Raw genomic sequence first — 23,777 nt, 5'->3', positions numbered from 1 at the left:
ATGTCAGATTAGAAGGCTTCCCTAGGATGTTTGGGGAAGGTTTACGAGGTCCCTGTTAAACCGATTTGAAAAATAAAAAATTCTGGTAAAAAAAAGCCCCGATCAAACGATCGGAGCCTTTTTACTAGACCTAACCAACTTTAATTTTTTTTAACCTTTACAGATAGGGTTCGGTGTTCATCATCCCAATCGTAAAGCCACTTGCGCCAATCTGGTCAATTTTCTGATTCAAAAAAAATCAGAAAGAACGTTGAGCCAGAAGTTTGCTTTATGCCTATTCTTTAATGCTGTACCTGTATTTATTTCAATAACAAGGTATGTATAAACCATCCCATTCTGTATGACAAATGTCACAGATAGGGCTGATTTTTATCAAAAAGCATTGGCGTTAATGGGAAATGATGCGTCCATCCTCCATCACGATGGTCCGATCGGTTTTCTCCGCAAAATCCGGATCGTGGGTAACGATAAGTAGGGTTTGATTGAAATCTGTGGCCAATTCTTTAAAAATTCCAAAAACAATATCGCTGTTTTTTTTATCCAGATTTCCAGAGGGCTCATCCCCCATAATGATCAGCGGATCATTGATCAGTGCCCTGGCTATGGCTACACGCTGTTTTTGCCCACCCGAAAGCTGGTTGGCCTTTTTAAGAGCATGGTCTTCCATTCCAAAAATCCGAAGCTTCTCCATGGCCTTTTCTTCGAGCTGCTCCCTGTTCAATTTTCCTAATTTCAGTCCGGGTACCATCACATTTTCCAATACTGAAAATTCGGTGAGTAAGTAATGAAATTGAAAAACGAATCCAATTTTCTCATTGCGGATGCGGGAAAGGTAGCTGGAAGATTTGTCGGTAATCATTTCCTGGTCTATCAATAGCTTTCCCTGGTAACTGGTATCCATGGTAGATAGAATGTAAAGAAGCGTCGATTTCCCACAACCAGATTTACCCATAACCGATACAAAATCCCCGCGATTGATCGAAAAGGAAATTTTTTTGAGTACTTGGGTTTTTACCGGGCTGTAGAAAAATTTATCAATATTCTGTGCCTCCAATACCGTCCTGTTGTCCATTTTATTTTCCTCTGATAATATCTACCGGGTCGACCCCGCTCGCTTTTTTGGCGGGGAAATAACCGGCAAAGTAAGTCGTGACTAAACTAAATATCCCTCCGATAAGGTAATAACGCGGGTTAAAGTCCACAGGAAAGGTCTTAATGGTAGGCAAAGCCTCTGTCTCAAATGGGAGCTGGTCAATACCTAGCCCTGCCAGGTAGCCAAGGCACAAACCAAGGGTACCTCCTGCCAACCCGATAATTAAGGCGATGTTGATAAAAATAATGTTTACATCCCTTCCAGAAAATCCGATTGCTTTTAAGATGGCAATGGTATCCATTTTTTCATAAATCATCATGTTCAGGATATTGTAAATACCAAATCCCGATACAATTAATAGCGTAATCCCGACGGCATAACTAATCAGATTCCTAATCTCTGTTCCTGTCTCAAATTGAGCGTTGACCGTTTGAATATCATCTGCGTTAATCTTAAAAAGGGCAGCATAATCTCGTGCCATGGAAGGAGCCAGATCCAATTCCCGTAGTTTTACCTGAATGTCCGTGATGTAGGAGGGGGGCTCGCCCAGTATTTTCTGGACCGTTTGAAGGGATGCATAACTTTGGATATTATCCAATTCGCCCAGACCTGATTGATAATACCCCACCACTTTCAATTGTACCTGGTCTCCACGGGAAGTCGTCGCTTGAATGACATCTCCAATATCCGCCAGCATGCGGTCAGCAGCCCCTTTCCCCAGGATGATGCTATTGTTAGTTTGAGTCAGGTCCATAGGTGTACCGACAGTAACATAATCGGATAATGCAAACAAGTCATTTTCTGCTGGTACGTCGATTCCACTTATCGTTCCGGAAATATCACTTGAACCAACATTAAAAAACACCTGGGTAGACACCTTGGGGGCAACGCCCAAAACCCGGGGATCTTCCTCCAGGGTTTGGATAATGGCACTGCTATTGTAAATACGCAACCGGCTGCTCGTAGGTTTGATTGACCGAATGGTATTGGTATAATTTTTATATTTATCCGATTGGTCTATGGGTTGATCCGGGTTAGGCTTGATTTCATTATAAAACCGAATATGGGGTGTACGATTAAGCACCAGTCCATCCAGCATCTGGTTTAGCCCATTCATAAAACCAAGCAGCGCAATAAACATGGTGATACTAAACGTGACACCAACAGCCGCCACCATGGTTTGCTTAAACCTTGCCAGCATGAGAGAACGCGCAATGTGTAATAACAAACCGTACTTCATGGTTTTAACAGTTCGGTGGTTTCGTCTATTCCGCTAATGATTTCTGTTTCACTGTAATTTTTAATACCCGTATTGACCTGCAAGGTATCACCGCTGGCAGTGATCACCTGATTGCCCTGAATAATGTAGGAACTGGGAATTAAAAGCGCATTTTCCTTTGCCTCTAAGATAATATTAGCTTCGAGTGTTAGGTTTGGATACAATGTCTTTGGTTTGGTCACCAACGAAGCCTCCACCACGAAACTTTTGTTTCCGGAATCCATCATCGGATTGATTTTGGAAATCCGGGCATCAAAAACCTGATCCTGGTAACTGTCAAAGCTTATCATTACCTCCTGGCCTAATTCGATCTGAGAAATATCGTACTCATCTACCAATAATTCCAATATAAATTCTTGTCCATCCCCGATTATGGCCAGGGTATTCTGGGCGTTTACCAGTTCCCCCTTTTCCTTTAGCACGGAATACACACGCCCGTTAATCGTACTCTTGATTTCCAGCTCATTGGCCAAAGCAGAAGCTTTTTCCAGGTTTTTTTTAGCAGTGTTTTCGTTATGATCTAATTCCCTTTCCAGAGTTTCTTTTTTGAGTTTCAGTGAAGCATATTCGGTTTTCCTCTGGGCATAGGACAGGAGGCGCTGCTCTAGTTGCAGGTCCGTGCCTATTTCCCGTTCATTTAGCCTTTTTTGTCTCTCCAACAAAAGCGAATCATGGGCCATTTGGGATTGAGCCAGGTCAATTTGCACTTCCAACTCCCGAATTTTTTCCGAGTTATTTTCTCTTTCCGAAAAGGATCTTGAAAGGGATGCAATTTCCCGGTTCAGGATGGCGGTTTCGTTGGACAGCGAAAACAAGCGCATTCCGATTTGGACAGAATCGCCCTCTTTTACATAAATTTCCTCGATATAGCCTGTAGTATTCGGCTTTACTTCGTATTGGTTTTTACTTACCACTTTCCCGGAAGCATAAACAGATAAGGTGATGTCTGCCCTAACCGGGCTGGTTTTTTCCGCCTGGGGATGGCAGGAAATCGTAATCAACAAGCCGCAAAAAATGGTACTCGTAACAATTCTATTTACACTAAGCATGGTTCAGAAATTCCTTGTTTCAGTAGTTTATAATGGTTTTTTTATGGACACAGAGCCTGTCCCGATCCTGAATCGGGAGAATCTCGCCTGCTTTCCCCTAATAGCATAGCTATCGGGGCATCCCACTGACTAACGTAATCGGCATGCCTGTCTCAGTCAGGCTCGATTTCATGGTAACAAGTTATGGGAATTTTATCTTCCTTTAATATAAATAAAAGAAAAATACTTGCTTACTTTGGATTAATTAAAGAACGAAATCAGAATCCAGTTGAATTTTGTTTTGTATTTTAACCGGAGGTTTTGACGATGGGAAAGAATTCAGTTTGAAGGTAACCACTCATTAAGATGGAAGCGAGTAAAAAGATTTCGATTATTTATGTGTTGGTCGGAGTCCTATGGATTTTTGGAAGCGATAAACTGATTCATTTTTTGTGGGGAAGTATGGATATGGCACAGTTGGGTTATCTACAGACCGCTAAGGGGGTTTTTTACGTGGTGCTAACGGGGTTTTTATTGTACTTATTGATTAACCGGCATTACCATTTTTTGGACAAGAAGGTAAAAGAGTTGGAGCTGGCTAATAGCAAATTAGAAGAAGAACGACTAAAATCAGAGCATTCAATAAACCAACTGGACCAGTTTATCCTGGTCGCATCCAATGACCTCGCAGAGCCTGTACGACAGAGTCAGGGTTTTTTAGAATTGTTTATCAGAAAAAATGAAAAAACATTGCCAGAAAAATCGATAGCTTTCTTGCGACTTACCTTAGATAACTTTATAAAAATAAAGCATGTAATACAGGATTTGGTTTCCTTTTCACAGCTTTCGGAAAAAGGAATCCAGGTAGAAGATGTAGACTTGAATGAGGTTCTTGAAAAGGTTATTCACCTGAATTCCAAAAAAATCAAAGAGGGGAATATTGATATTAGAAAGGAAGCGCTTCCCATTGTGAGGGGGGATTACAAACGTTTTACCCAGCTTTTTGACCATTTGTTAAATAATGCCATTAAATTTGGAGACCCTGAACGGGCATTGCGAGTAGCTATAAGTGCCTCCCGGAGAGAGGATAGGCTCATTTTGGCGATAAAAGATAATGGGAGAGGGATATCTCCTGAATACCTTCAAAGTATATTTTATATTTTGCAGCAATACGACCATGGGTTTATTAAAAGAGGTACGGGTATGGGGCTGGCCATTTGCAAAAAAATCGTAGAAGATGTGGGAGGAGAAATATGGGCTACTTCCGTACAAGGAGAGGGTAGCACGTTTTTCGTGGCGTTTAAGGACAAGTAAATTTTTCATGCGATGAAACAAGATAAAGGATACTCCATTAACCTGCTATCTGTTTTTGATGATGCCACTGTCGGAATTGCATTTATCGATCCGGTGGGAAATTGGGAACAAGGAAACTCAAATTTTTTACGTTTTACCGGATGTGATGAAGAATATTTTTCCCGCCTTGCCTGGGATGACGTTTTTGAGAAGGACGAAAATAATACCGGCTTTTCCAGTGCCATTAAGGCTGCGTCTTCCAGGTTTGCCCCTGTGGTGCTAAAAGTTTTGCGAAAGGATGGTAGGCAGGTATGGCTGAATGTCTTTTTGCTTCCGTTAGAAAACAAGCATTTTGCCTGCATTGCAGAAGATATTACAGAGGAAATAATCTTCAAGGAGCTTGATCAACTGGAGCGGGATGTTTTGGAAAAAAATGCCCTGCCTTATTACCGGTTGGAAGAAGTTTTGGATGAATTCATTCAGGGATTGGAACAGATTTTCCCGGAGACGGTCTGTTCCATTATGAAAGTGAGTGATGATAAAGTGTATTGCTGGTCGGCGAAGGGCCTTCCGGAAGATTACCTTCAGGAAATCGAAGGGGTCAGTATCGGTCCAAAAGCCGGGTCCTGTGGAACGGCGGCATTCTTCAAGTCTGCCGTGATCGTGGAGGATATTTCGAGCGATTACCGCTGGGAAGCTTACAAGTCCACCATTTTATCACATGGATTTAGGGCTTGTTGGTCCAATCCGATTCTTTCAGCTTCGGGAAAAGTACTGGCGACTTTTGCTATTTATTATAGGAAGGTTACCTCTCCGGAATCGATAGAATTAGATTTCATCAACAGATCTGGTAAAATCCTTGCCATCATTTTGGAAAACTACCAATCCGTTCAGTCTCTTCAACAAAGTAACCAACGGTTTCAATACGTAACCGAAGCGACTTCTGAGGCTATTTGGGACGCTGATTTAAGAAAAGGGACCGTCGTTTGGAGTCAAGGATATCATACCCTTTTTGGACATCCCCACCAGCAAGATGAGATGGATGGTAGTTCCTGGTCGGATTACATTCACCCCGATGATTATGATGCGGTTACCGGTAGTATCCAGCGCATAATTGATGGTAGAAAGAAAACCTGGACCCAGGCGTATCGGTTTCGGAAGGCGGATGGAAGCTACCTGAGAGTTGAAGACAAAGGCTTGGTCGTAAGGGACCCCGAGGGTAAGCCGCTTCGCATGGTAGGGGCTATGAGAGATATTTCTGCCCAATATGCTTACAATCGTTCGCTTAAGGAATTAAACCGATCCTTGGAAACTAGCAAGAAGCATCTTGAGGCCACCAATGCGGAATTAGAGCAATATGCTTTTATTGCTTCGCACCACCTTCAGGAGCCTTTGCGAACGGTGATTGGATTTATGGATAATCTTTACAAATCCTACGGAAATGATCTGGATGATAAGGCCCGCAGATACGTATTATTTGCAATGAATGATGCCAAACAAATGAGGCAGCAAATTCTTGATTTATTGGAGTACGGCACCATCGGAAAAGAGCAAAAGCAACCGCCATTTCAATGGCTTGAAACCTCCCGTTTAGTAGAAGATGTATTACGAATAAACAGCGAATTCATCCAACAGGCGGCTGCAAAGATCGAAGTCGGTACTTTGCCTCGCGTCTGGGGTGATAAAAAGCGATTGATTCAAGTGTTTACGCATCTGATTTTAAATGGAATCAAATACCAGCCTCCTTCTCAAAAAGCAGAAATTTTCATCAGTAGCCAACAGAAAGAAGGAGAAGTTGTCATTTGCGTTCAGGATAATGGGCTGGGTATAGACGCAGCCTATCATCAAAAAATATTTTTGCTGTTCCACCGGTTGCATGGAAAGGACGCGTTTCCGGGAACCGGAATTGGTTTGCCGGTCTGCAAAAAAATAATAACGCATCATGGAGGCAGCATTTGGGTGGAATCACAGCTTGGGAAGGGTAGTAGGTTTTATTTTACCATACCTTCAAAGTCAGAGTAAAATGTTTGGGATTATGTCCGATTCCCTATTCACTAACAGCCTGAACTTAAATTATTTAGAATATTGTTATTAAAATTTGTGGGGTAATCTTTGGATTTAAACTAGATTTGTTTTTTATTCAACTAGTCCGAAAGCTGCTTTCTGGTATAGTAGGCTGACCAACCATAACTTTAAAAAATGAAAATGCTAAAGCTTTTTTTAATAGAGGATAATGAAGGAGACATTCTGTTAATATCAGAGGCTTTGGAAGACCTGAGTTTTCCCCTTCAAATCACCTGCGCTAAAGATGGTCAGGAAGCCGTGGAGTTTCTTAAAACCTGCGTCCATGGAAGCCAAAGCGAAGTGCCTGACCTCGTTCTACTGGATATTAACTTACCCAAAAAAAATGGGCAGGAAGTGCTCCATTTTATTAAAAATTCGGAAGGATTGAAACGGCTTCCAGTAATCATGTTGACTACTTCATCTAGTCATAACGATATTCTGGAATCGTATCTAAACCATGCCAATAGTTACATTACCAAACCGGTAGGCTCGGAAAGTTATCAGGATATTCTGGAGAAAATTGAAAAGTTCTGGTTTTCCCTGGCTCAGCTTCCCTCAAAATCCTGACTCCATGTCACCTGCTTATGAAAATCTAAAACTTTTGGTTATCGAAGATAATGAAGGTGATTTTTTATTGGTGTCTGAAGCCATTGAGGAAAAATTCCCTACCGTTATCATCGATAGTGCGCCTACCTTTAAAAGTGCATCCGGAAAAAAAATGAGTGACTACCAGCTCATTTTGCTGGATTTGTCGCTTCCTGATAAAAGTGGAGAACAATTAATCAAAGAAATCCTTGGTCTGGCAGGGAAAATTCCGGTGGTGGTTCTGACCGGATATGCGGATCGAAATTTTGCAGTTAAGTCTATCGGTTTGGGAATGTCCGACTACCTTGTCAAAGACGAACTCCACCCGGATATCCTATCCCGAAGTATTATCTACAGCATTGAAAGAAAGAAGGTTTTCAATCGCCTGGAAGAGTCTGAACTACGATACAAGGAGCTTTTTCACCTTAGTCCGTTACCAATGTGGGTGTATGATAAGGTATCACTTGGATTTTTGGATGTCAATGAGGCGGCGATTCAGTCCTATGGCTATTCCATGGAGGAATTTCTTTCCATGACCATCGAGGATATACGACCTGAAAATGAAAAGGGAAAACTTTACAAGGCCCTTGAAGAAGGTAAACGAGTCGGTGGGCTAAGAAATGCAGGAACTTTTTTGCACACCAAGAAAAACGGAGACGTGATCACCGTAGAAGTGAGTTCAAACCTGATCAACTTTGATGGACAGCCCGCCAAACTGGTTTTGGCTAATGATGTCACCCTGAAAAAAGCCTACATAGAAACCATAGAACAACAAAACAAACGCCTGAAGGACATTGCCTGGGTCCAATCCCATGTGGTTAGGGCACCTCTGGCGCGGCTGATGGGGCTGGTGAATTTATTGGGAATAGAATTGAAAGACCTTTCCGAGGAGAAAAAAGAGCTGTTGGATCATATTTTGTTTTCAGCAGATGAACTGGATGAAGTGATCAAGGACATCAACGGAAAAGCCCGTGACATCGATCTCCCGGATAATGAGGGCTAGGAAACGTTCAAATGGGCTTTAGCAGTGAGTAATCATCCATCACAAAGCCTTTTCCAATGGGAATGACCTCTTCCCTGAATTTTTGGAATCCCATCTTCAAATAAAAATCCAATGCCTGTTTATTGTATTTATTAACGTTTAACTCCAGGTTTTTCATCCCTTCCTTTTGACCGGCCGTTTCCAGGGTCTTCAAAAACTTGCTTCCCAGACCTTTGCCCTGGGACTCAGGCAAAATGTATAGTTTGTGAATTTTTAGGTGTGGTTTGTTTAGGTAATTGGTTTCAAAGGAGGAAAATCCCAGCGCTTTTTGTTCCTCATATGCGATTAAAAAACGATGACCTTTTGCCTCTATTTGTTCCTTCAGAGCCGAGGTGCTGTACATTTTTTGCATCATGTAGGCCAATTGTTCCTGGCTGAGGATCTTTCCAAAAGCAGACGGCCAGGTTTCTGCTGCCATTTTCTGCACCAGGGGAATCTGCTCAATACCTGCAGGTAAAAGTTGAATCATTTCAATCGGATTGGATGGTGTGGGATTTTTCTCAAGAGCTAAACTTGTAATAACTGCCTGACAAAAATACCAACAATTTTTATTTTTTAAGAAATTTGTAAGATTTAGAAAAATGGAACATATGGCTTATTCTTAACCGAAGATCAGATTAAAAATTAGGGCTTGAATGAAGGGGATATCCCGTTTTTTGGTTAGCTTCATATCCAGCTATTGAAATTTTAACGCTATTTAAAATGATATTTCACGGGTAATTATGGAGTATAGAAAATTTGGAAATACCTCCCTTCGGGTTAGTGAAATCGGTTTTGGAGCCTGGGGAATCGGGGGGCCTTCCATGGCTGGGGACATCCCAATCGGTTGGGGAAGTGTGGATGATAAGGTGTCCGAAGAGGCAGTGAAAAAGGCTTTGGATTTAGGGGTGAACTTGTTCGATACCGCAGATTTTTATGGACTAGGGCATTCCGAACGGCTGCTGGGAAAAGTACTGGGCAATCGGCAAGATGTGATTTTGGCCAGTAAACTGGGGCATCGGTTGGATTCGAATGGGGCGATTTATACGGATTATTCCGCGAAGCACATTATTCGGTCTTGTGAGGAAAGTTTGCGCAGGTTAAACCGGGAGGTAATCGATTACTATCAGCTTCATACCGCCAAAGTCGCCGATTTGGAAAAAGGGGAATGCGTTTTAGCCATGGAAAAACTCAAAGATACGGGCAAGATCCGCTATTGGGGGGTGTCGTTAAATACCTTTTCGCCGGAGCCAGAGGCTGAATACTTGTTTTCACATAAGGTGGCTGACGGCATGCAATTGGTGCTGAATATTATGAACCAGCAAGCCCTGCCAATAGTAAAAAAATCCCAGCAGCTGGGTTATGGAATACTGGCGAGAATGCCGTTACAATTTGGTTTGTTGACGGGTAAATTTTCCAAATCCACCCGTTTTCCGAAGGACGATCATCGGGTTTTCAGATTACCACCGGAATTGCTGGGGACTGCTCTGGATACGCTGGAAAATGGCGTTTGGCACTTATGCGAAACCTATGGACTTTCAAAAACCGAGTTGGCGATGAGCTTTATTTTGAGTTTTAAAGGTGTCTCCTCGGTGATTCCCGGTATCAAAACACCCCGGCAAGCCCATCAGAATACGCAGGGTATTCGCCCGCTGACGAAAGAGGATCTGGACTATCTCTGTTCACTATATCCCTTGCCTTTTAAGTCATTACTTGGCCAATAAGGAAAAAGTCAGCAATCAGAATTATTGATTGAATCCCCTTAGCTTTACCTGGGTAAGTTTTCTTTTGGTGTCCAATGGAAAGTCTCCTTTCATCATCCAGTCATAATAGCCCGGCTCTTCCTTCAAAACCTGAGCCACGGGTTTGCCCTTTTGCTTGCCAAAATTAAAACACTCCTCGCCCTTGTCATTGAAAACGAACCGGCCTGCCAAATCCACCATTTTTTCATTGATCATGTTATGGATTTTTTTCATGTCATTTTCCATGGTACCCACGGTATTTCCCTGGAGATCCTCCATTTCTTCACCCGCATATCGGTTGATTTGGGCCTTGAAAACCTCATAGGTGGCCAGGGTATCGGCTTCGGCACTATGGGCGTTTTCCAGTACTTTCCCACAGTAAAATTTGTAGGCCGAAGCGAGGTTTCGCTTTTCCATCATAAAAAAGATTTTTTGGGCGTCGAGCAAATTCCGTTTTTCTATGTCAAAATCTATTCCCGCCCTCAAAAATTCCTCTACCAACAAGGGGATATCGTATTTTAGAACATTGAATCCAGCCAAATCAGCACCTTCAAAAAACTGGTGCAGTTCCCGGGCGACATCCTTAAAGGTTGGCGAATCTGCCACGTCCTTATCGTATATCCCATGAATAAGGGAAGATTCCAGTGGGATGGGTACCGTAGGATTGATCTGCATTGTTTTGATTTCTTCCCGCCCTTCAGGGTATACTTTTAAAATCGATATTTCGACGATTCTATCCGTAGATACGTTGATTCCGGTGGCTTCAAGATCGAAAAAAGCAATGGGTGATTTTAAATTCAATTCCATGATTGGGTGTTTATTTGGTACAGAAGAAGTTTCACAGGGGAATGAAGAAAGTCAGGAAACAAAAACAACCTGGTTTTGCGTCTGCTACATTCCTCGAAGGATTTCTTTAAAAATTATTTTCAAGGCACAAATATAGGGAATTTTATGGCTTTAAATACCTAACCGGTTTTGGTAAAGTGCCGTTAATTCATTTTTAATTAAAATTAAAAAGACTTTGGAATAGATGTTGGTGCCAAGTCGTTGTCTATATAGTGCTTAGCATTTTGTGGATAATAAAGTGCATAACTTGTTCAAAAACTTTGTACTGAAAGGGGTACTTTTGCAGATATGGCTGAAAACGACAGTAGTAAATCGGAGCGAAAAATGGGATTGAGGAGAAGGCCCTCTGAGCCTTATGGTGCCCTGGGGAAATTACCTCCGCAGGCCATTGATTTGGAGGAAGCGGTATTGGGTGCTCTGATGCTGGAAAAAGATGCACTTACCGCTGTGGTGGACATTCTTTCTTCGGATAGTTTTTACAAGGACGCTCATAAATTGGTTTATGAAGCCATTTTGGACTTGTTTAATGCCGGGGAACCCATCGATTTGCTGACAGTTACCAACCAACTTCGAAAGAACGGAAAGCTGGAGCTGGTAGGAGGTGCCTATTTTATCACCGAACTCACCTCTAAGGTTTCCTCCGCTTCCAATATTGAATACCATGCCCGGATTATCACCGAGCAGGCCATGAAGCGGGACATGATACGCATATCATCAGAAATCCAAAAGGAAGCATTTGAGGATACCACCGATGTGTTCGAACTGCTGGACAAAATGGAGCAGTCTCTTTTTGAAATTTCTGAGAATAACATCAAAAAGAACTACATGGACATGCGTTCCATCATGCGCGAAGCCATTGTGGAGTTGGAAAGCAAAAAGGGACAGAAAGACGGCCTTACGGGAGTTCCTTCTGGTTTTACCGGTCTTGATAGGGTCACCTCCGGCTGGCAAAAGTCGGATCTGGTGATCATAGCGGCAAGGCCTGCCATGGGGAAAACGGCCTTTGTACTTTCTGTCTTGCGAAATGCCGCCGTCGATCATGACCGGCCGGTAGCCATTTTTTCCCTGGAGATGTCTTCCCTTCAGTTGGTAAATCGACTGATAAGCTCGGAAGCAGAACTTGATTCGGAAAAAATAAAAAAAGGAAACCTTGCCGATTACGAATGGCAGCAATTGATACATAAGACAGGTAAACTTACCTCCGCCCCTTTGTTTGTGGACGATACGCCAGCCCTATCCATTTTGGAGCTCCGGGCAAAATGCAGACGGCTTAAAGCACAAAACGACGTGCAACTGATTGTTATTGACTATTTGCAATTGATGTCCGGGGATAGTAAAGGAAACCAGGGAGGTAACCGGGAGCAGGAGATTTCAAGTATATCCAGGGCCTTGAAAAAAATTGCCAAGGAGCTGAACGTGCCTGTCATTGCGCTGTCGCAGCTATCAAGGGCCGTAGAGACAAGAGGCGGCGACAAGCGGCCACAGCTATCCGATCTCCGGGAATCCGGAGCCATCGAGCAGGATGCAGATATCGTCATGTTTTTATACCGGCCGGAATATTATGGAATTACGGAAGATGAGGACGGCAATAGCACCTCCGGGGTAGGGGAAGTAATCATCGCCAAGCACCGGAACGGCTCCCTGGAAAGCGTCAAGCTCAGGTTCATTGGAAAATACACCAAATTTACCGACCTGGACATGAACGTTCCCTACCAGCCGCAGGATGCGCTTTATGGAAGCAGGTTTCCCAGCAGTGCCGGCGGGCAGGGTTTTGATGATGCCGGCATGGTAAGAATGGGGAGTAAGGCAAATGGAGATGCCCAGGGAGATAATCCCTTTCCGGAAGGGGACGACAAAGCTCCATTTTAGTAATCCCAAGCGAATAATCCGTTAACCTTAGATACCAAACTCATGAAATGCATTGTACTGGATAGTAGTCATAAAGATGGAATAACCTTCGTGGAGCTCCGGGAGCCCATACCTGAAGCCTGGGAGGTAAAAGTAAAAATCAGTGCCGCGGCTTTAAATCACAGGGACCAATGGTGTCGGGAACAAAAATACCCTAATTTAAAGGATGGTATTATATTAGGATCGGATGGAGCCGGTGAAGTGGTTGCGGTAGGAGAGCAGGTGGATAAATCCTGGATTGGGAAAGAAGTTCTAATCAATCCTGCAAAAAACTGGGGAGAAGACGCTGCAGCTCAGGGTCCGGATTTTAGCATATTGGGAATGCCCGAACACGGCACTTTTGCGGAGTATTGCTGCGTGCCGGTAGATAGGGTTCATCAGAAACCAGCCCATCTGGATTCTGTCCAGGCAGCGGCACTTCCCTTAGGTGGTGTGACAGCCTACCGGGCTACGGTCGTTCAGGGAAAGGTGAAAAAAGGAGATAAGGTATTGGTCACTGGGTTTGGAGGAGGCGTGGCCCAAATGGCGGTTCAATTTGCCCTCTCTAAAGGAGCCAGGGTGTTCGTTACCAGTGGTGCCGCCTGGAAGCTGGAAAAAGCAATAGCTATGGGAGCCGAGGCGGGCTATTTGTATCATTCCGATTCCTGGACAGATGAGGCAATGGCCCATTCGGATGGTTTTGATTTGATCATTGACAGTGCCATGGGGGCTACGGTCAACCAACTAATGGATGTCGTGCGGCCGGGCGGGAGACTGGTGTTTTACGGCGCTACGCTGGGAAATATACCGGAGCTGAATGCCCGAAAATTATTTTGGAAACAAGTGACCCTACAAGGGACAACCATGGGATCCGACAGGGATTTTGAAGAAATGCTGGCCTGGGTAACAAATCAGGAGCTTATCCCTGTGGTGGATGCTGTCTTTCCGCTAAGCAGTGCACTATTGGCATTTGAAAAAATGGAAAAAAGTTCTCAACTGGGAAAGTTGGTGTTGCAAACAGGAACGGAGTCGCAGGATTAGCCTGTTGGCGGGATGCCTTTGGGGAATAAAGTGATTTATCCGGTTATTGCCATGGAAAACAGGAGCTAATCGTTCTCAAATTGGAAATTTAGGTAAGCGTTTTGCAGTTCTTTGAGTGCGTGAGCATTGCTTTGGTTTTTAGCAAGTTCGATTCCTTCCAGGTAGGTGCTTTCTGCTTTTTCCATCAGCCCCAGGTCGGAAAACAACCGGGCAGCATGGTAATAAGAAGGAAGATAACTTTTATGTTCACGTAATAGTTTGTTAAAATAAAAAGAAGCCTTTTCTTTGTCTTGGTTTTGATATTCCAACGCCAAGGCATAAATATTAAATGGATTTCCGGGTTCCTCTTCCAGGTACATTTGCAGTTCCCGGACTCTGTCATGCTGATTCATGGTTTTGCGTTTAATTCCTAGTTGACAAATTTAATTAAAAATAATACATGAAAATATTGGTTTGTATCACGCATGTGCCGGATACCACTTCAAAGATTAAATTTACCGATAATAACACCCAATTTGATAAAACGGGCGTTCAGTTTATCATCGGTCCATACGATGATTATGCGCTTGCCAGAGCGGTTGAGCTGAAGGAGCAAAGTGGAGGTAGCATCACGGTTTTAAACGTTGGAGAATCGGATACGGAGCCTACCTTACGGAAGGCGTTGGCGATAGGAGCCGATGAAGCCATTCGTATAAATGCTTTTCCTAAGGATGCAGCGTTTGTTGCCAGTGAGATTGCCCGGTTCGCGAAAGAGGAAGCCTTCGATCTGATTCTTATGGGTAGAGAATCCATTGATTACAACGGAGGCATGGTTCATGGGATGGTGGGAGAGCTGCTGGGCATTCCTTCCGTTTCTCCGGTGATGAAATTGGATATTGAAGGAAATACAGCTACTATTTCGCGCGAAATTGAAGGGGGGAAAGAGTTTATTTCCGTAGACCTCCCGTTTGTTGCAGGTTGTCAGGAACCCATTGCGGAATGGAAAATCCCGAACATGCGAGGAATCATGTCCGCCAGAAGCAAACCTTTGAAAGCGATTGATTCGGAAACGCCTGGAAGCAAGACTGAAACGAAAAAATACGAGTTGCCTCCTGCAAAGGGAGCGGTAAAATTGGTGGATACGGTAGAAGAGTTGGTTGATTTGTTAAAAAACGATGCCAAAATACTTTAATTAACGAAAGAAAATGTCAATATTAGTATATATAGAGAAAGATCAGGGCCGAATCAAAAACTCTTCCCTGGAAGCCGTTTCTTATGCGGCCGCCCTGGGGGAAATAACCGGGGATAAGGTGCAGGTAGTAAGCCTTGGAGAAGCGGTGGAAGGAGAAGCGGAGCTGCTGGGCAAAGCAGGGGCTGCCGGAGTCATTCAGGTAACGGATGATCGTTTGGCTGCCGGAGTCATTCAGGCCCATGCCGAAGTGGTCGCTCAGGTTTTTGATAAGGTAAAAGCGAAAACGCTGGTTTTAGCCAAATCCTCTCTGGGGGATGCCGTGGCGGCGCGTTTAGCGGTAAGGCTGGAGGCTGGCATGGCCACCAATGTGGTAGGGTTGCCGGATTTGACCGATGGGTTTGTTGTTAGAAGGAGCATTTTCACCGGAAAAGCCTTTGTGGACACCGGTATTCATACCGAGAATAAAATACTGGCCATAAAGAAAAATATCCAGCCTGTGAAAACAGACGGATCGGCCGCTCCGGTTGAAAACGTTACGATAGATCTTCCCGGGGAGACTTTCTCAGCAAAAATAACAGGAACTGAAAAGGCCACTGGAGAAGTATTGTTGCCGGAAGCGGATATTGTGGTTTCGGGAGGAAGGGGACTCAATGGCCCCGAAAACTGGGGGCTGATAGAAGACCTGGCAGATGCACTGGGAGCTGCGAAAGGTTGCTCAAAGCCCGTCTCGGATTCGGGCTGGAGACCCCATCACGAGCACGTGGGACAAACCGGTGTGAAAGTAGCGCCTTCCCTGTACCTTGCGGTAGCCATTTCTGGTGCCATACAGCATTTGGCAGGGGTAAATGCTTCCAGATACATGGTGGTAATTAACAAGGATCCGGAAGCCCCCTTCTTTAAAGTGGCTGATTACGGGATCGTTGGGGACGCATTTGAGGTGGTCCCAAAATTGACTGAAGCGATTAACGCATTAAAATAATAGACCGTGGATAATACTGTTGAGTTAGAAATCTTGGGTTTATCTTCCAATAGCACCCAATCGGGATCATTTACCTTGGTACTGGGGGAGTCGGAGGGAAGGCGAAAATTACCAATTGTCATTGGAATGTTTGAAGCGCAAGCGATCGCCATTGAAATTGAAAAAATCATTCCCAACCGGCCGATGACACATGATTTATTCAAGTCGTTTGCCTCCAATTTTCAATTTTCGGTGGATCATATTTTGATTTCGGATATGAGAGAAGGGGTGTTTTATGCCAAGATCATGTGTAAAAGCTCCCTTAAAACGGTGGAAATTGATGCCCGCCCATCGGATGCCATCGCCATAGCTGTCAGGTTCGATGCACCGATCTATTGTGCCAGTGCGGTGATGTCCGAAGCAGCGATTGAATTTACCGAGGAAGATGAAAAAAGGGAACAGGAGGCCTCTGGAGGAGGCACTTCCAGAAAAGATTCCTCAAAAGAAAAAGGCAAATCCCAGGAAGCTTCCCTCAAAGACTTTAGTCTGGATAAACTAAATCAATTATTGGAAAAAGCCATTAGCAATGAGGACTATGAAAGGGCAGCGCGATTAAGGGATGAGATTAACAGAAGAAATTAATCGGAATAGTGCCCATAGCCGGCAGCCATCCCCATTTTTTTTTAAGGAAGGGAAAAAAAGGCACCGAGTTTTTGGGCTGACATCCTTCGTTTCGAGGCGTTTTTTTTCCTAAAAATGGCCGGATATGGATTACGCTAGAGGTGTATTGGGAATAGTGGTACTGGTAGCTATTGCCAGTCTTTTTTCAGCTAACTTTAAAAAGATCGATTGGCGATTAGTAGCCATTGGAATTGCCCTACAAGCCATATTTGGAATATTGATTACCAAGGTCACCTTTGTGGCAGGTGTTTTCAGCAAGATCAGTGAAGGATTTGTGAAATTCCTGAGTTTTTCAGAACAGGGAGCGGAATTCCTATTTGGGGAGTTAGCCAGCAATTCCTTTGGTTTTATTTTTGCATTTCAGGTATTACCGACGATCATTTTCTTTTCCACCGTCTCTGCAGGCCTCTATTACCTGGGGATCTTGCAAAAGGTCGTCTTTGGAATCGCCTGGCTAATGGCACGAACCATGCGGTTGTCAGGAGCGGAGAGCCTGTCGGCAGCAGGAAATATTTTTTTGGGTCAAACGGAAGCTCCCTTGCTGGTGCGTCCGTTTATCCCCACCATGTCCAGATCCGAACTGATGTGTTTGATGACCGGAGGCATGGCCACCATCGCTGGCGGGGTATTGGCGGGGTACGTAGCCTTTTTGGGAGGCGATGACCCGGTAGAAAAGACGCGGTTTGCGACCTATTTACTGGGGGCGAGCATTATGAACGCTCCGGCTGCCATTGTCATTTCTAAGATCATCATTCCGGAAGAGAATAAGGAAGTGATCAACGATCAGTTGCATATCAGTGGTCAAAACACGGATGTAAATCTAATTGATGCCATGTCGAGAGGAGCGACTGAAGGCTTAAAGCTGGCATTAAACGTAGGGGCGATGTTATTGGCCTTTATAGCTGTTATAGCTGCATTGAATTTCTTTCTTTCGGGGGTTATCGGAGATTATACCGGCCTGAACTCCCTGGTGGTTTCCTCTACAAACGGCACCTTTTCAGGGTTTTCATTGGAATATTTGCTAGGACAGGTTTTTCGATTGTTTGCCTGGGTGATCGGGGTGGAATGGAAAGATACCCTGGCTGTTGGCTCGTTATTGGGGCAAAAAACGGTCATTAACGAGTTTGTCGCCTATTTGGGATTAGCCGAAATGAAATCTGCAGGAGACTTGTCTGCCAAGTCTATCGTCATCGCCACCTATGCATTATGCGGGTTTTCCAATTTCAGCTCCATCGCCATTCAGGTTGGTGGGATAGGAAGCATAGCGCCTGAACAGCAGGGAAATCTGTCCAGGCTTGGTATGCGTGCGCTGCTGGCTGCCACCATCGCCTGCCTGATGACGGCCACGGTGGCAGGAGCGCTTTTTTGACTTTCTACTTATTCATGAATGACGATTTTATTGATCTTATCGCCCGCACGAATCTGATCGATGATTTCAAGCCCATCGGTAACTTTTCCAAAACAGGTGTGGTTTCGATCCAGGTGTTGGGTATTGCTGCGGTTATGACAGATAAAAAACTGAGATCCTCCGGTATTTCGGCCCGCATGCGCCATGGATAATACGCCCCGGTCATGGTGCTGTAATTCTCCATCCAGTTCGCAATCGACATGGTAACCAGGACCTCCGGTTCCATTGCCTTTGGGACAGCCTCCCTGGATCATAAAATCTGGGATCACTCTGTGAAAAGTCAATCCATCATAAAAGCCTTTTTGAGCTAATTGAATAAAGTTTGCGACGTTTTTTGGGGCATCTTCCTCGTAAAAGGTGATTTTCATGGTGCCTTTTTCGGTTTGTATTTCTCCGGTTTTCATGAAGTTATCGTTTGTTTTTTTTGCAATAATACTGATTTTATGCCAGGATCATGCTATACTTGTATTCATCGAGCATGTCATTTTAAGAAATAATCACCTTAAATCAATCAGACTTGAAAGAAGAGGACCAGTTTATAGGAAAACACAACGCTCCGGAGGATATTCTGGAATTCGAAGGCCCCCAACTTTTTGGGCATCCAAAGGGATTGATGACCTTGTTTTTTACCGAAATGTGGGAACGGTTTAGTTATTATGGGATGCGCGCCCTGCTCATCTTATTTATGACGGCGCCAATCGCTTCGGGAGGACTGGGTTTCGACGATCAAACTTCCGGTGCTGTTTATGGTTTGTACTCCATGGCGGTATACCTGCTCGCGCTTCCCGGAGGCTGGGTGGCGGACAGGCTGATCGGTCTGAAAAAATCCGTTTGGTACGGCGGAATTATCATCACCATAGGACATTTCACCATGGCCTTGCCAGGGGTTTTCGCCTTGTTTTCAGGAGATTCGGTTCCGGAAGGGCAGTTAGCGGCATGGGACCTGCCTTCCTTTTTTCTGGGGTTGATATTGATCGTCTTTGGTACCGGGTTGCTGAAACCAAATATCAGCTCCATTGTAGGGCAACTCTATCCTGAGAATAGTTCCAAACGGGATGCCGGGTTTTCTATTTTTTACATGGGGATCAACCTGGGTGCATTTATGGCCCCTATCGCTTGCAGTACCCTGGCCATTTACGATTGGCACCTGGGCTTTGGGCTTGCCGGTTTTGGGATGTTGATGGGATTGATTCAGTATAAGGGTACAAAAAAGTATCTGGAAGGAGTGGGGGAGCCGGTGGAGAGTAATAGCAGGGAGGAAAAACAAGCCTATCAGCGATTGCTGAAACGCGTTTGGCTGGTTCTGGGGCTGGTGGTTTTAGCCCTGGCGTTATTCTTTTTTCAGGTAATCCCCCTGGATCCGGTCGCCGTGGCCGGGGTGTCCAATACCGTTATCGCGATTGTAGCCCTGCTTTTTTTTGGGTACGTTTTGTTTTTCGGGGGATTGGATTCCGGTCAAAAGAAGAAGGTGCTGGTGATTATGATCCTTTTTGTTTTTTCAGCTATCTTCTGGTCAGGGTTTGAACAGGCGGGCTCTTCACTGAACCTTTTTGCAGAACGGTTTACGGACAGGATGGTTTGGGGTTGGGAGATTCCGGCTGGCTATTTCCAATCGGTAAACAGTATATTTATCATTATCTTTGCTCCTTTTTTTGGAGCGATGTGGGTGGCCCTGGGAAGGAAAAAACTGGAACCAAGTTCTCCTTTAAAATTTGCGATTGGACTTATTTTTCTCGGTATTGGGTTTTTGGTGATGTATTTTGCTGCCAAGATCGCTGCATCCGGAGATTTAGCAGCCCCTTCCTGGCTGGTGATTACCTATCTTTTCCATACGTTCGGAGAACTCAGCCTCAGCCCCGTGGGCTTGAGTTTGACGACCAAGTTGGCTCCAAAAAAGTTTGCCGGTCAAATGATGGGCATGTGGTTTCTATCCATTGCCATGGGTAATCTGATCGCAGGAAGAATTGCTGGAAGCGCAAGTGGAGGTACCTCAGAAGCCCTGGCCGAAATGCCGGATCAATACATGCTGATTGTGTATACCGTAATGGGTGCTGGTATCCTGTTAATGTTGATTTCCAAACCGATACGAAGTCTGATGGGGAAGGTACACTGAGGTGTGCCAGGAAAGAAAAAAGGCCGGTTTTCCCAAACCGGCCTTTTATTAGTCTTCTTTATCTTGTTTTTTGAAAACAGTACTTCTGAAATCAATGGCCGAAATGCCAGCTCCCAGGCCTACCAAAATGGCAACAATCAACCAAAAAATTTGTGCTCCGGAAGCAATTGGTGAACTGAATATTTCTAATAGCATACGATTATTGGTTATGACAATGTTTAAAGCCGCAATTTAGCATCCAAAATAAGGATAACAAAGCGAATAAATAAAAAGGATTAAATCAATTTCCTGAAGCGAGACTGATTAAACTAGAATGGCCCCTGATAAGAAGATCAATCGATCTCATCGTCGTCCTCCTCATCGAACTCATAGTCTCCTGAGAAATCATCACCGGTGTCATCGTAGCCATCGTCTTCGAAATCCATAAAGACATCGTCATCGAAGTCGGTGTCTTCATCCTCATCGTAAATGGAGTCGTTGAATTCATCACCGAAATCATCCTCATCGAAATCGTCTTCAAAATCTTCATTCATAAGCGTCAATTGTTAAGGGAATGCTGTTTTTTGCGCTAAGTAATGAAAATTTTATTAGTAACTCAATAGCTCTTCGGAAATTAATTTTTCTGGTACAGATTTCAGGGTATGTGGTTGAGCGGCAGCCCATTGATTCTCCAAAAGAGCGACCCATGTTTTCAGGTAAAGCAATAGGTCTTCCTTTCGATTTTTAGCCAAATTTTTCCGCTGTTCGAAAGGAATATGTTCCAGAATCTCCGGATCAGATAATCGCTCCAGATGGATCAAATCGGCTCTTTCCAACCCGATCTCAAGTAATTCGGAGATCATCAGATCCATAGGCAGGCCACTTCCGGGACAATAATCATTTAATTGCTCGCTCCAATCACCGCTACGCTGCATTGCAAAGCGATGAATGTCTCCTTTCGTAATTCTGGTGATTTCCTGTGCCAGGTTGCCACAGTTGCAAGCCCCCATATGCCCCCATTGATAAGGAGCTCCCTCTTTCAATTTTGTAATGGTTTTCCTCAGGGCCAGAATTAAATTTGGATTTGCTGTTGCCATTTGTTTTTGGTTTTATTTTAATAACCGATTTTGGCAAAAGTAGTTTCTAAAAAGTGAGATTATATGCCCCTGTTTAAGAAATATTCTCTCTGTATTTTCCAAAAATGAGATTGATATATTGTTTGATCAAGGGCTTGGAAAGGTATTTTTTTACCTGATCGTATTGATTGGCTTTAAGGATGTCTCGCTCGTCAACAGAGCTGCTTAGAATGTATATTTCCGGATCTGATTTGGCAGGGTTAAATGTTTCCAAAAAATCCCATCCCGTCATTTCGGGCATATTGAGATCTAGGAATAAATAATGGGGACTTATACGATAGATGTCCTTCAGCGCGTCCATGGCATTATCGAATGAGAAAACCTTGCAAGGTTGCATGATGTTTCTTTGAATCAGTTTTTCGGTTACAAAAATACTAATGGGATCGTCGTCTATAAGAACTATCTTAATCATTGAAATACATAAATCGTGTTTTGAAAAGCAAAATACAAGCTACAAAAGTAAATAAAAAATTTTACTTTAAACTTTTATTTGCTCTTTTTTTCTTAATCCAATGAAATTTCTGAATTAAAAAATTTAAATAGCTAATTTTGTGCCAGTTCCCCTAGTGGGGAAGTTATCTTCTGGTTTTACTTTTGAAGATGGCCGTGAATTTTACCAGGCAGCAAACCGAAACCCTATGAGCAAACCGGATTTTGATGATATTTTTATGGAGTTAGCCGTTAGCCTTGCCCAACGCTCTCACTGTATCAAGAAGCACGTTGGCGCTGTATTAACGAAGGATACGCGGATCATTTCCATTGGTTATAATGGCCCTCCGTCGGGCACGCATAATTGCGACGAAGAGTTCCCTGAGGAAGGCTGTAGCCGTGATAGCAAAGGCAGTTGCTCGCTGGCATTGCATGCCGAGCAGAACGCGATCCTATATGCTGTAAAAAACAAGGCAACTGTGGAGGGATCTACCCTATATGTGACGTTAGCACCCTGTTTGCCCTGTGCCCGAATCATTTATTCCATGGGTATTTCGAAAGTTATTTATTTGTATTCCTATGCGGCCTATAAGGGATTGGGAATCGACGAAGGGATCGTTTTTCTAGAAAAATTTGGCGTATCGGCAGAAAAATATCCCAAATCGATCCGAATTAAGGATTCTTTAATTTAAAAGTGCAGGAGCATAAGCTTAACTGGATCGACAAACATTTCCTTCCGGTATATCAATAAGTCCGGGCCAGAGTCCGATTTTGATAACCAGTATAACTTTATCACGCCTGAGAATAAAAGGGTATATCCATGCTTTCCTACTACCTAAAAATCTGACCCACCCTGTCGTCCAGGCAGGCGCAACTTGCAATACACTAAACTGGGGGGCTGATCGTAGAAAAAAGGATCGGTTTAGGGATTGATCCATTGCTGGGGAGAAATCAGGTTAACTTCCCTTTCCAAGGTGATACCGTACTTATCGTAAATATCAGCTTGTATTTTTTTGCTCAGGTCAATTAAGTCCGAGCCCTCTCCATTGCCATGGTTTACCAAGACCAGGGGTTGGTGCTCATGTACGCCTATGTTGCCAAAGCGCTTTCCTTTCCAACCGGCTTGCTCGATCAGCCAGGCCGCTGGTATTTTGACGGATTTATCCAAGGGGTACCCGGGGATCCCGGGAAATTTATTCCGGAGACGCTCAAAGGCTGCCACCGGGACCGTGGGATTTTTGAAAAAACTACCCGCATTTCCAATTTTGGCAGGGTCAGGCAATTTCCGTTGACGGATGCTTATCACCGCTTTGCTGATATTTTCGGGAGTAGGGGAGAGGTTCCCGAGTTCCTGCAAGGTACCTTGGATATCCCCGTAGTCGATGGTCGGCCGGGGTTTCTTGGATAACCGGAGGGCCACATGAGTAATGATATACTTGCCCTTCCATCTGTTTTTAAATATGCTTTCCCGGTAACCAAATGCGCAATCCGCTTTATAGAATCTTTTGGTCTGGCGACTCGCAATTTCGATGGCATCCAGGTGGTCAAAAACCGATTCGATTTCTACCCCATAAGCACCGATGTTTTGCATGGGGGCTGCCCCGACGGTACCGGGTATTAAGGACAGGTTTTCCAGGCCGCTTAATCCCGATGCCAGAGAAAAGGTGACCAAATCGTGCCAAACCACACCTGCGCCCGCTTTTAGCAAAAGAGAATCTGCATCTTCTTCTATTTTTTCGATGCCCTGAATGTTGATTTTAATAACCAAGGCATCGATGTCTTGCACGAGTAGAATGTTACTTCCACCGCCGAGAACAAATAATTTTTTACCCAAAGACCGGGCATGCGAAATGGCCTGGATGACCTCATCGGAGCGATTGGCTTCCAAAAATAATCGGGCTTTTTTGTCGATCCCAAACGTATTGTACCGGCGTAAAGAAATATTTTCTTGTATCTTCATCTTTTTAATTATGACACGAAATAAGGATTATTTGATCAAATAGAAAAAAAGACGGCTCGTTTT

General features: G+C 44.0%; 25 protein-coding genes. 13 read left to right on the top strand and 12 right to left on the bottom strand.

Features of this window, described 5'->3' with window-relative positions:
* Positions 1-388: 388 nt before the first annotated feature.
* From GJQ68_RS15010 to GJQ68_RS15000, 3 genes are read right to left on the bottom strand one after another with little or no spacing between them, the layout of a single operon-like run.
* On the bottom strand, positions 389-1,072 hold the full coding sequence (locus GJQ68_RS15010; RefSeq protein WP_162418085.1) for an ABC transporter ATP-binding protein: 684 nt from the start codon (positions 1,070-1,072) through the stop codon (positions 389-391).
* 1 nt (position 1,073) lies between these two features.
* A complete protein-coding gene (locus tag GJQ68_RS15005) occupies positions 1,074-2,333 on the bottom strand; it encodes an ABC transporter permease (RefSeq protein ID WP_162418083.1) in 1,260 nt (419 codons plus the stop codon).
* Positions 2,330-3,421, bottom strand: a complete 1,092-nt coding sequence (locus tag GJQ68_RS15000) for an efflux RND transporter periplasmic adaptor subunit (RefSeq protein ID WP_162418081.1) — start codon at positions 3,419-3,421, stop codon at positions 2,330-2,332. The genes GJQ68_RS15005 and GJQ68_RS15000 overlap by 4 nt, the downstream gene beginning before the upstream one ends.
* 345 nt (positions 3,422-3,766) lie before the next feature.
* Here GJQ68_RS15000 and GJQ68_RS14995 point away from each other — a divergent pair, with 345 nt between their 5' ends.
* From GJQ68_RS14995 to GJQ68_RS14980, 4 genes are all read left to right on the top strand, one after another.
* A complete protein-coding gene (locus GJQ68_RS14995) occupies positions 3,767-4,714 on the top strand; it encodes a sensor histidine kinase (protein WP_162418079.1) in 948 nt (315 codons plus the stop codon).
* Between the two features lie 12 nt (positions 4,715-4,726).
* On the top strand, positions 4,727-6,715 hold the full coding sequence (locus GJQ68_RS14990; protein ID WP_162418077.1) for an ATP-binding protein: 1,989 nt from the start codon (positions 4,727-4,729) through the stop codon (positions 6,713-6,715).
* A gap of 183 nt (positions 6,716-6,898) precedes the next feature.
* Positions 6,899-7,324, top strand: coding sequence for a response regulator (locus GJQ68_RS14985; RefSeq protein ID WP_235941577.1), 426 nt, complete (start codon positions 6,899-6,901; stop codon positions 7,322-7,324).
* Positions 7,325-7,328: 4 nt separating this feature from the next.
* The gene (locus GJQ68_RS14980) at positions 7,329-8,345 is read left to right on the top strand and encodes a PAS domain S-box protein (protein ID WP_162418073.1); all 1,017 of its coding nucleotides are present in this window, start codon (positions 7,329-7,331) and stop codon (positions 8,343-8,345) included.
* Between the two features lie 7 nt (positions 8,346-8,352).
* Here the strand turns inward: GJQ68_RS14980 and GJQ68_RS14975 are convergent, their stop codons facing one another.
* Positions 8,353-8,853 (bottom strand): GNAT family N-acetyltransferase, encoded by a 501-nt coding sequence (locus tag GJQ68_RS14975; protein WP_162418071.1) that lies wholly within the window; start codon positions 8,851-8,853, stop codon positions 8,353-8,355.
* 253 nt (positions 8,854-9,106) lie between these two features.
* On the opposite strand from GJQ68_RS14975, the gene GJQ68_RS14970 reads away from it, so the two are divergent.
* Positions 9,107-10,087, top strand: coding sequence for an aldo/keto reductase (locus GJQ68_RS14970; protein ID WP_162418069.1), 981 nt, complete (start codon positions 9,107-9,109; stop codon positions 10,085-10,087).
* A 21-nt stretch (positions 10,088-10,108) separates the two neighbouring features.
* On the opposite strand, the gene GJQ68_RS14965 is transcribed toward GJQ68_RS14970, so the two are convergent.
* A complete protein-coding gene (locus tag GJQ68_RS14965; protein ID WP_162418067.1) occupies positions 10,109-10,912 on the bottom strand; it encodes a 3'-5' exonuclease in 804 nt (267 codons plus the stop codon).
* 327 nt (positions 10,913-11,239) lie between these two features.
* Between GJQ68_RS14965 and dnaB the strand changes: the two genes are divergently transcribed.
* Both dnaB and GJQ68_RS14955 read left to right on the top strand, forming a co-directional pair.
* A complete protein-coding gene (dnaB, locus tag GJQ68_RS14960; protein ID WP_162418065.1) occupies positions 11,240-12,820 on the top strand; it encodes a replicative DNA helicase in 1,581 nt (526 codons plus the stop codon).
* Positions 12,821-12,862: 42 nt separating this feature from the next.
* On the top strand, positions 12,863-13,879 hold the full coding sequence (locus tag GJQ68_RS14955; protein WP_162418064.1) for a quinone oxidoreductase family protein: 1,017 nt from the start codon (positions 12,863-12,865) through the stop codon (positions 13,877-13,879).
* Between the two features lie 65 nt (positions 13,880-13,944).
* On the opposite strand, the gene GJQ68_RS14950 is transcribed toward GJQ68_RS14955, so the two are convergent.
* Complete coding sequence (locus GJQ68_RS14950; protein WP_162340032.1) at positions 13,945-14,271, bottom strand: tetratricopeptide repeat protein; 327 nt, start codon at positions 14,269-14,271, stop codon at positions 13,945-13,947.
* 47 nt (positions 14,272-14,318) lie between these two features.
* Between GJQ68_RS14950 and GJQ68_RS14945 the strand changes: the two genes are divergently transcribed.
* The 4 genes from GJQ68_RS14945 to GJQ68_RS14930 all read left to right on the top strand — a co-directional run bounded on the left by GJQ68_RS14945 (position 14,319) and on the right by GJQ68_RS14930 (position 18,058).
* The gene (locus GJQ68_RS14945; RefSeq protein ID WP_162418062.1) at positions 14,319-15,050 is read left to right on the top strand and encodes an electron transfer flavoprotein subunit beta/FixA family protein; all 732 of its coding nucleotides are present in this window, start codon (positions 14,319-14,321) and stop codon (positions 15,048-15,050) included.
* A gap of 13 nt (positions 15,051-15,063) precedes the next feature.
* Positions 15,064-16,029 carry an electron transfer flavoprotein subunit alpha/FixB family protein gene (locus tag GJQ68_RS14940; RefSeq protein WP_162418060.1) on the top strand — a complete coding sequence of 322 codons (966 nt, stop codon included), beginning with the start codon at positions 15,064-15,066 and terminating at the stop codon, positions 16,027-16,029.
* Positions 16,030-16,035: 6 nt separating this feature from the next.
* The gene (locus GJQ68_RS14935; protein ID WP_162340035.1) at positions 16,036-16,650 is read left to right on the top strand and encodes a bifunctional nuclease family protein; all 615 of its coding nucleotides are present in this window, start codon (positions 16,036-16,038) and stop codon (positions 16,648-16,650) included.
* A 124-nt stretch (positions 16,651-16,774) separates the two neighbouring features.
* On the top strand, positions 16,775-18,058 hold the full coding sequence (locus tag GJQ68_RS14930) for a NupC/NupG family nucleoside CNT transporter (RefSeq protein WP_162418058.1): 1,284 nt from the start codon (positions 16,775-16,777) through the stop codon (positions 18,056-18,058).
* Positions 18,059-18,066: 8 nt separating this feature from the next.
* Here the strand turns inward: GJQ68_RS14930 and GJQ68_RS14925 are convergent, their stop codons facing one another.
* Positions 18,067-18,501 carry a peptidylprolyl isomerase gene (locus tag GJQ68_RS14925; protein ID WP_162418056.1) on the bottom strand — a complete coding sequence of 145 codons (435 nt, stop codon included), beginning with the start codon at positions 18,499-18,501 and terminating at the stop codon, positions 18,067-18,069.
* A 209-nt stretch (positions 18,502-18,710) separates the two neighbouring features.
* Here GJQ68_RS14925 and GJQ68_RS14920 point away from each other — a divergent pair, with 209 nt between their 5' ends.
* Entirely contained in the window at positions 18,711-20,210 is a 1,500-nt protein-coding gene (locus tag GJQ68_RS14920; protein ID WP_394351317.1) for a peptide MFS transporter, read from the top strand.
* Between the two features lie 48 nt (positions 20,211-20,258).
* Here the strand turns inward: GJQ68_RS14920 and GJQ68_RS23225 are convergent, their stop codons facing one another.
* From GJQ68_RS23225 to GJQ68_RS14905, 4 genes are all read right to left on the bottom strand, one after another.
* The gene (locus GJQ68_RS23225) at positions 20,259-20,405 is read right to left on the bottom strand and encodes a hypothetical protein (protein ID WP_202927950.1); all 147 of its coding nucleotides are present in this window, start codon (positions 20,403-20,405) and stop codon (positions 20,259-20,261) included.
* A 137-nt stretch (positions 20,406-20,542) separates the two neighbouring features.
* On the bottom strand, positions 20,543-20,743 hold the full coding sequence (locus tag GJQ68_RS14915; protein ID WP_162418052.1) for a hypothetical protein: 201 nt from the start codon (positions 20,741-20,743) through the stop codon (positions 20,543-20,545).
* 54 nt (positions 20,744-20,797) lie between these two features.
* Positions 20,798-21,286, bottom strand: a complete 489-nt coding sequence (locus GJQ68_RS14910) for a hypothetical protein (RefSeq protein ID WP_162418051.1) — start codon at positions 21,284-21,286, stop codon at positions 20,798-20,800.
* Positions 21,287-21,359: 73 nt separating this feature from the next.
* Positions 21,360-21,737: a response regulator gene (locus tag GJQ68_RS14905; protein WP_162340041.1), complete on the bottom strand. Its 378-nt coding sequence runs from the start codon at positions 21,735-21,737 to the stop codon at positions 21,360-21,362.
* 226 nt (positions 21,738-21,963) lie between these two features.
* Between GJQ68_RS14905 and GJQ68_RS14900 the strand changes: the two genes are divergently transcribed.
* The gene (locus tag GJQ68_RS14900) at positions 21,964-22,446 is read left to right on the top strand and encodes a deoxycytidylate deaminase (RefSeq protein ID WP_162340461.1); all 483 of its coding nucleotides are present in this window, start codon (positions 21,964-21,966) and stop codon (positions 22,444-22,446) included.
* Positions 22,447-22,676: 230 nt separating this feature from the next.
* On the opposite strand, the gene murB is transcribed toward GJQ68_RS14900, so the two are convergent.
* Positions 22,677-23,714, bottom strand: coding sequence for a UDP-N-acetylmuramate dehydrogenase (gene murB / locus GJQ68_RS14895; RefSeq protein WP_162418049.1), 1,038 nt, complete (start codon positions 23,712-23,714; stop codon positions 22,677-22,679).
* Between the last annotated feature and the right edge of the window lie 63 nt (positions 23,715-23,777).

Origin of the sequence: Cyclobacterium roseum, from assembly GCF_010119225.1 — a bacterium.
Lineage (GTDB): Bacteria > Bacteroidota > Bacteroidia > Cytophagales > Cyclobacteriaceae > Cyclobacterium > Cyclobacterium roseum.
This window is presented reverse-complemented; position numbering and strand designations above follow the sequence as displayed.

What these genes read in the sequence shown, in the direction of transcription:
- GJQ68_RS15010 (WP_162418085.1), bottom strand. Translation starts at nt 1,072, where the DNA reads ATGGACAACAGGACGGTATTGGAGGCACAGAATATTGATAAATTTTTC.
- GJQ68_RS15005 (WP_162418083.1), bottom strand. Translation starts at nt 2,333, where the DNA reads ATGAAGTACGGTTTGTTATTACACATTGCGCGTTCTCTCATGCTGGCA.
- GJQ68_RS15000 (WP_162418081.1), bottom strand. Translation starts at nt 3,421, where the DNA reads ATGCTTAGTGTAAATAGAATTGTTACGAGTACCATTTTTTGCGGCTTG.
- GJQ68_RS14995 (WP_162418079.1), top strand. Translation starts at nt 3,767, where the DNA reads ATGGAAGCGAGTAAAAAGATTTCGATTATTTATGTGTTGGTCGGAGTC.
- GJQ68_RS14990 (WP_162418077.1), top strand. Translation starts at nt 4,727, where the DNA reads ATGAAACAAGATAAAGGATACTCCATTAACCTGCTATCTGTTTTTGAT.
- GJQ68_RS14985 (WP_235941577.1), top strand. Translation starts at nt 6,899, where the DNA reads ATGCTAAAGCTTTTTTTAATAGAGGATAATGAAGGAGACATTCTGTTA.
- GJQ68_RS14980 (WP_162418073.1), top strand. Translation starts at nt 7,329, where the DNA reads ATGTCACCTGCTTATGAAAATCTAAAACTTTTGGTTATCGAAGATAAT.
- GJQ68_RS14975 (WP_162418071.1), bottom strand. Translation starts at nt 8,853, where the DNA reads ATGATTCAACTTTTACCTGCAGGTATTGAGCAGATTCCCCTGGTGCAG.
- GJQ68_RS14970 (WP_162418069.1), top strand. Translation starts at nt 9,107, where the DNA reads ATGGAGTATAGAAAATTTGGAAATACCTCCCTTCGGGTTAGTGAAATC.
- GJQ68_RS14965 (WP_162418067.1), bottom strand. Translation starts at nt 10,912, where the DNA reads ATGGAATTGAATTTAAAATCACCCATTGCTTTTTTCGATCTTGAAGCC.
- dnaB (WP_162418065.1), top strand. Translation starts at nt 11,240, where the DNA reads ATGGCTGAAAACGACAGTAGTAAATCGGAGCGAAAAATGGGATTGAGG.
- GJQ68_RS14955 (WP_162418064.1), top strand. Translation starts at nt 12,863, where the DNA reads ATGAAATGCATTGTACTGGATAGTAGTCATAAAGATGGAATAACCTTC.
- GJQ68_RS14950 (WP_162340032.1), bottom strand. Translation starts at nt 14,271, where the DNA reads ATGAATCAGCATGACAGAGTCCGGGAACTGCAAATGTACCTGGAAGAG.
- GJQ68_RS14945 (WP_162418062.1), top strand. Translation starts at nt 14,319, where the DNA reads ATGAAAATATTGGTTTGTATCACGCATGTGCCGGATACCACTTCAAAG.
- GJQ68_RS14940 (WP_162418060.1), top strand. Translation starts at nt 15,064, where the DNA reads ATGTCAATATTAGTATATATAGAGAAAGATCAGGGCCGAATCAAAAAC.
- GJQ68_RS14930 (WP_162418058.1), top strand. Translation starts at nt 16,775, where the DNA reads ATGGATTACGCTAGAGGTGTATTGGGAATAGTGGTACTGGTAGCTATT.
- GJQ68_RS14925 (WP_162418056.1), bottom strand. Translation starts at nt 18,501, where the DNA reads ATGAAAACCGGAGAAATACAAACCGAAAAAGGCACCATGAAAATCACC.
- GJQ68_RS14920 (WP_394351317.1), top strand. Translation starts at nt 18,711, where the DNA reads ATGACCTTGTTTTTTACCGAAATGTGGGAACGGTTTAGTTATTATGGG.
- GJQ68_RS23225 (WP_202927950.1), bottom strand. Translation starts at nt 20,405, where the DNA reads ATGCTATTAGAAATATTCAGTTCACCAATTGCTTCCGGAGCACAAATT.
- GJQ68_RS14915 (WP_162418052.1), bottom strand. Translation starts at nt 20,743, where the DNA reads ATGAATGAAGATTTTGAAGACGATTTCGATGAGGATGATTTCGGTGAT.
- GJQ68_RS14910 (WP_162418051.1), bottom strand. Translation starts at nt 21,286, where the DNA reads ATGGCAACAGCAAATCCAAATTTAATTCTGGCCCTGAGGAAAACCATT.
- GJQ68_RS14905 (WP_162340041.1), bottom strand. Translation starts at nt 21,737, where the DNA reads ATGATTAAGATAGTTCTTATAGACGACGATCCCATTAGTATTTTTGTA.
- GJQ68_RS14900 (WP_162340461.1), top strand. Translation starts at nt 21,964, where the DNA reads ATGAGCAAACCGGATTTTGATGATATTTTTATGGAGTTAGCCGTTAGC.
- murB (WP_162418049.1), bottom strand. Translation starts at nt 23,714, where the DNA reads ATGAAGATACAAGAAAATATTTCTTTACGCCGGTACAATACGTTTGGG.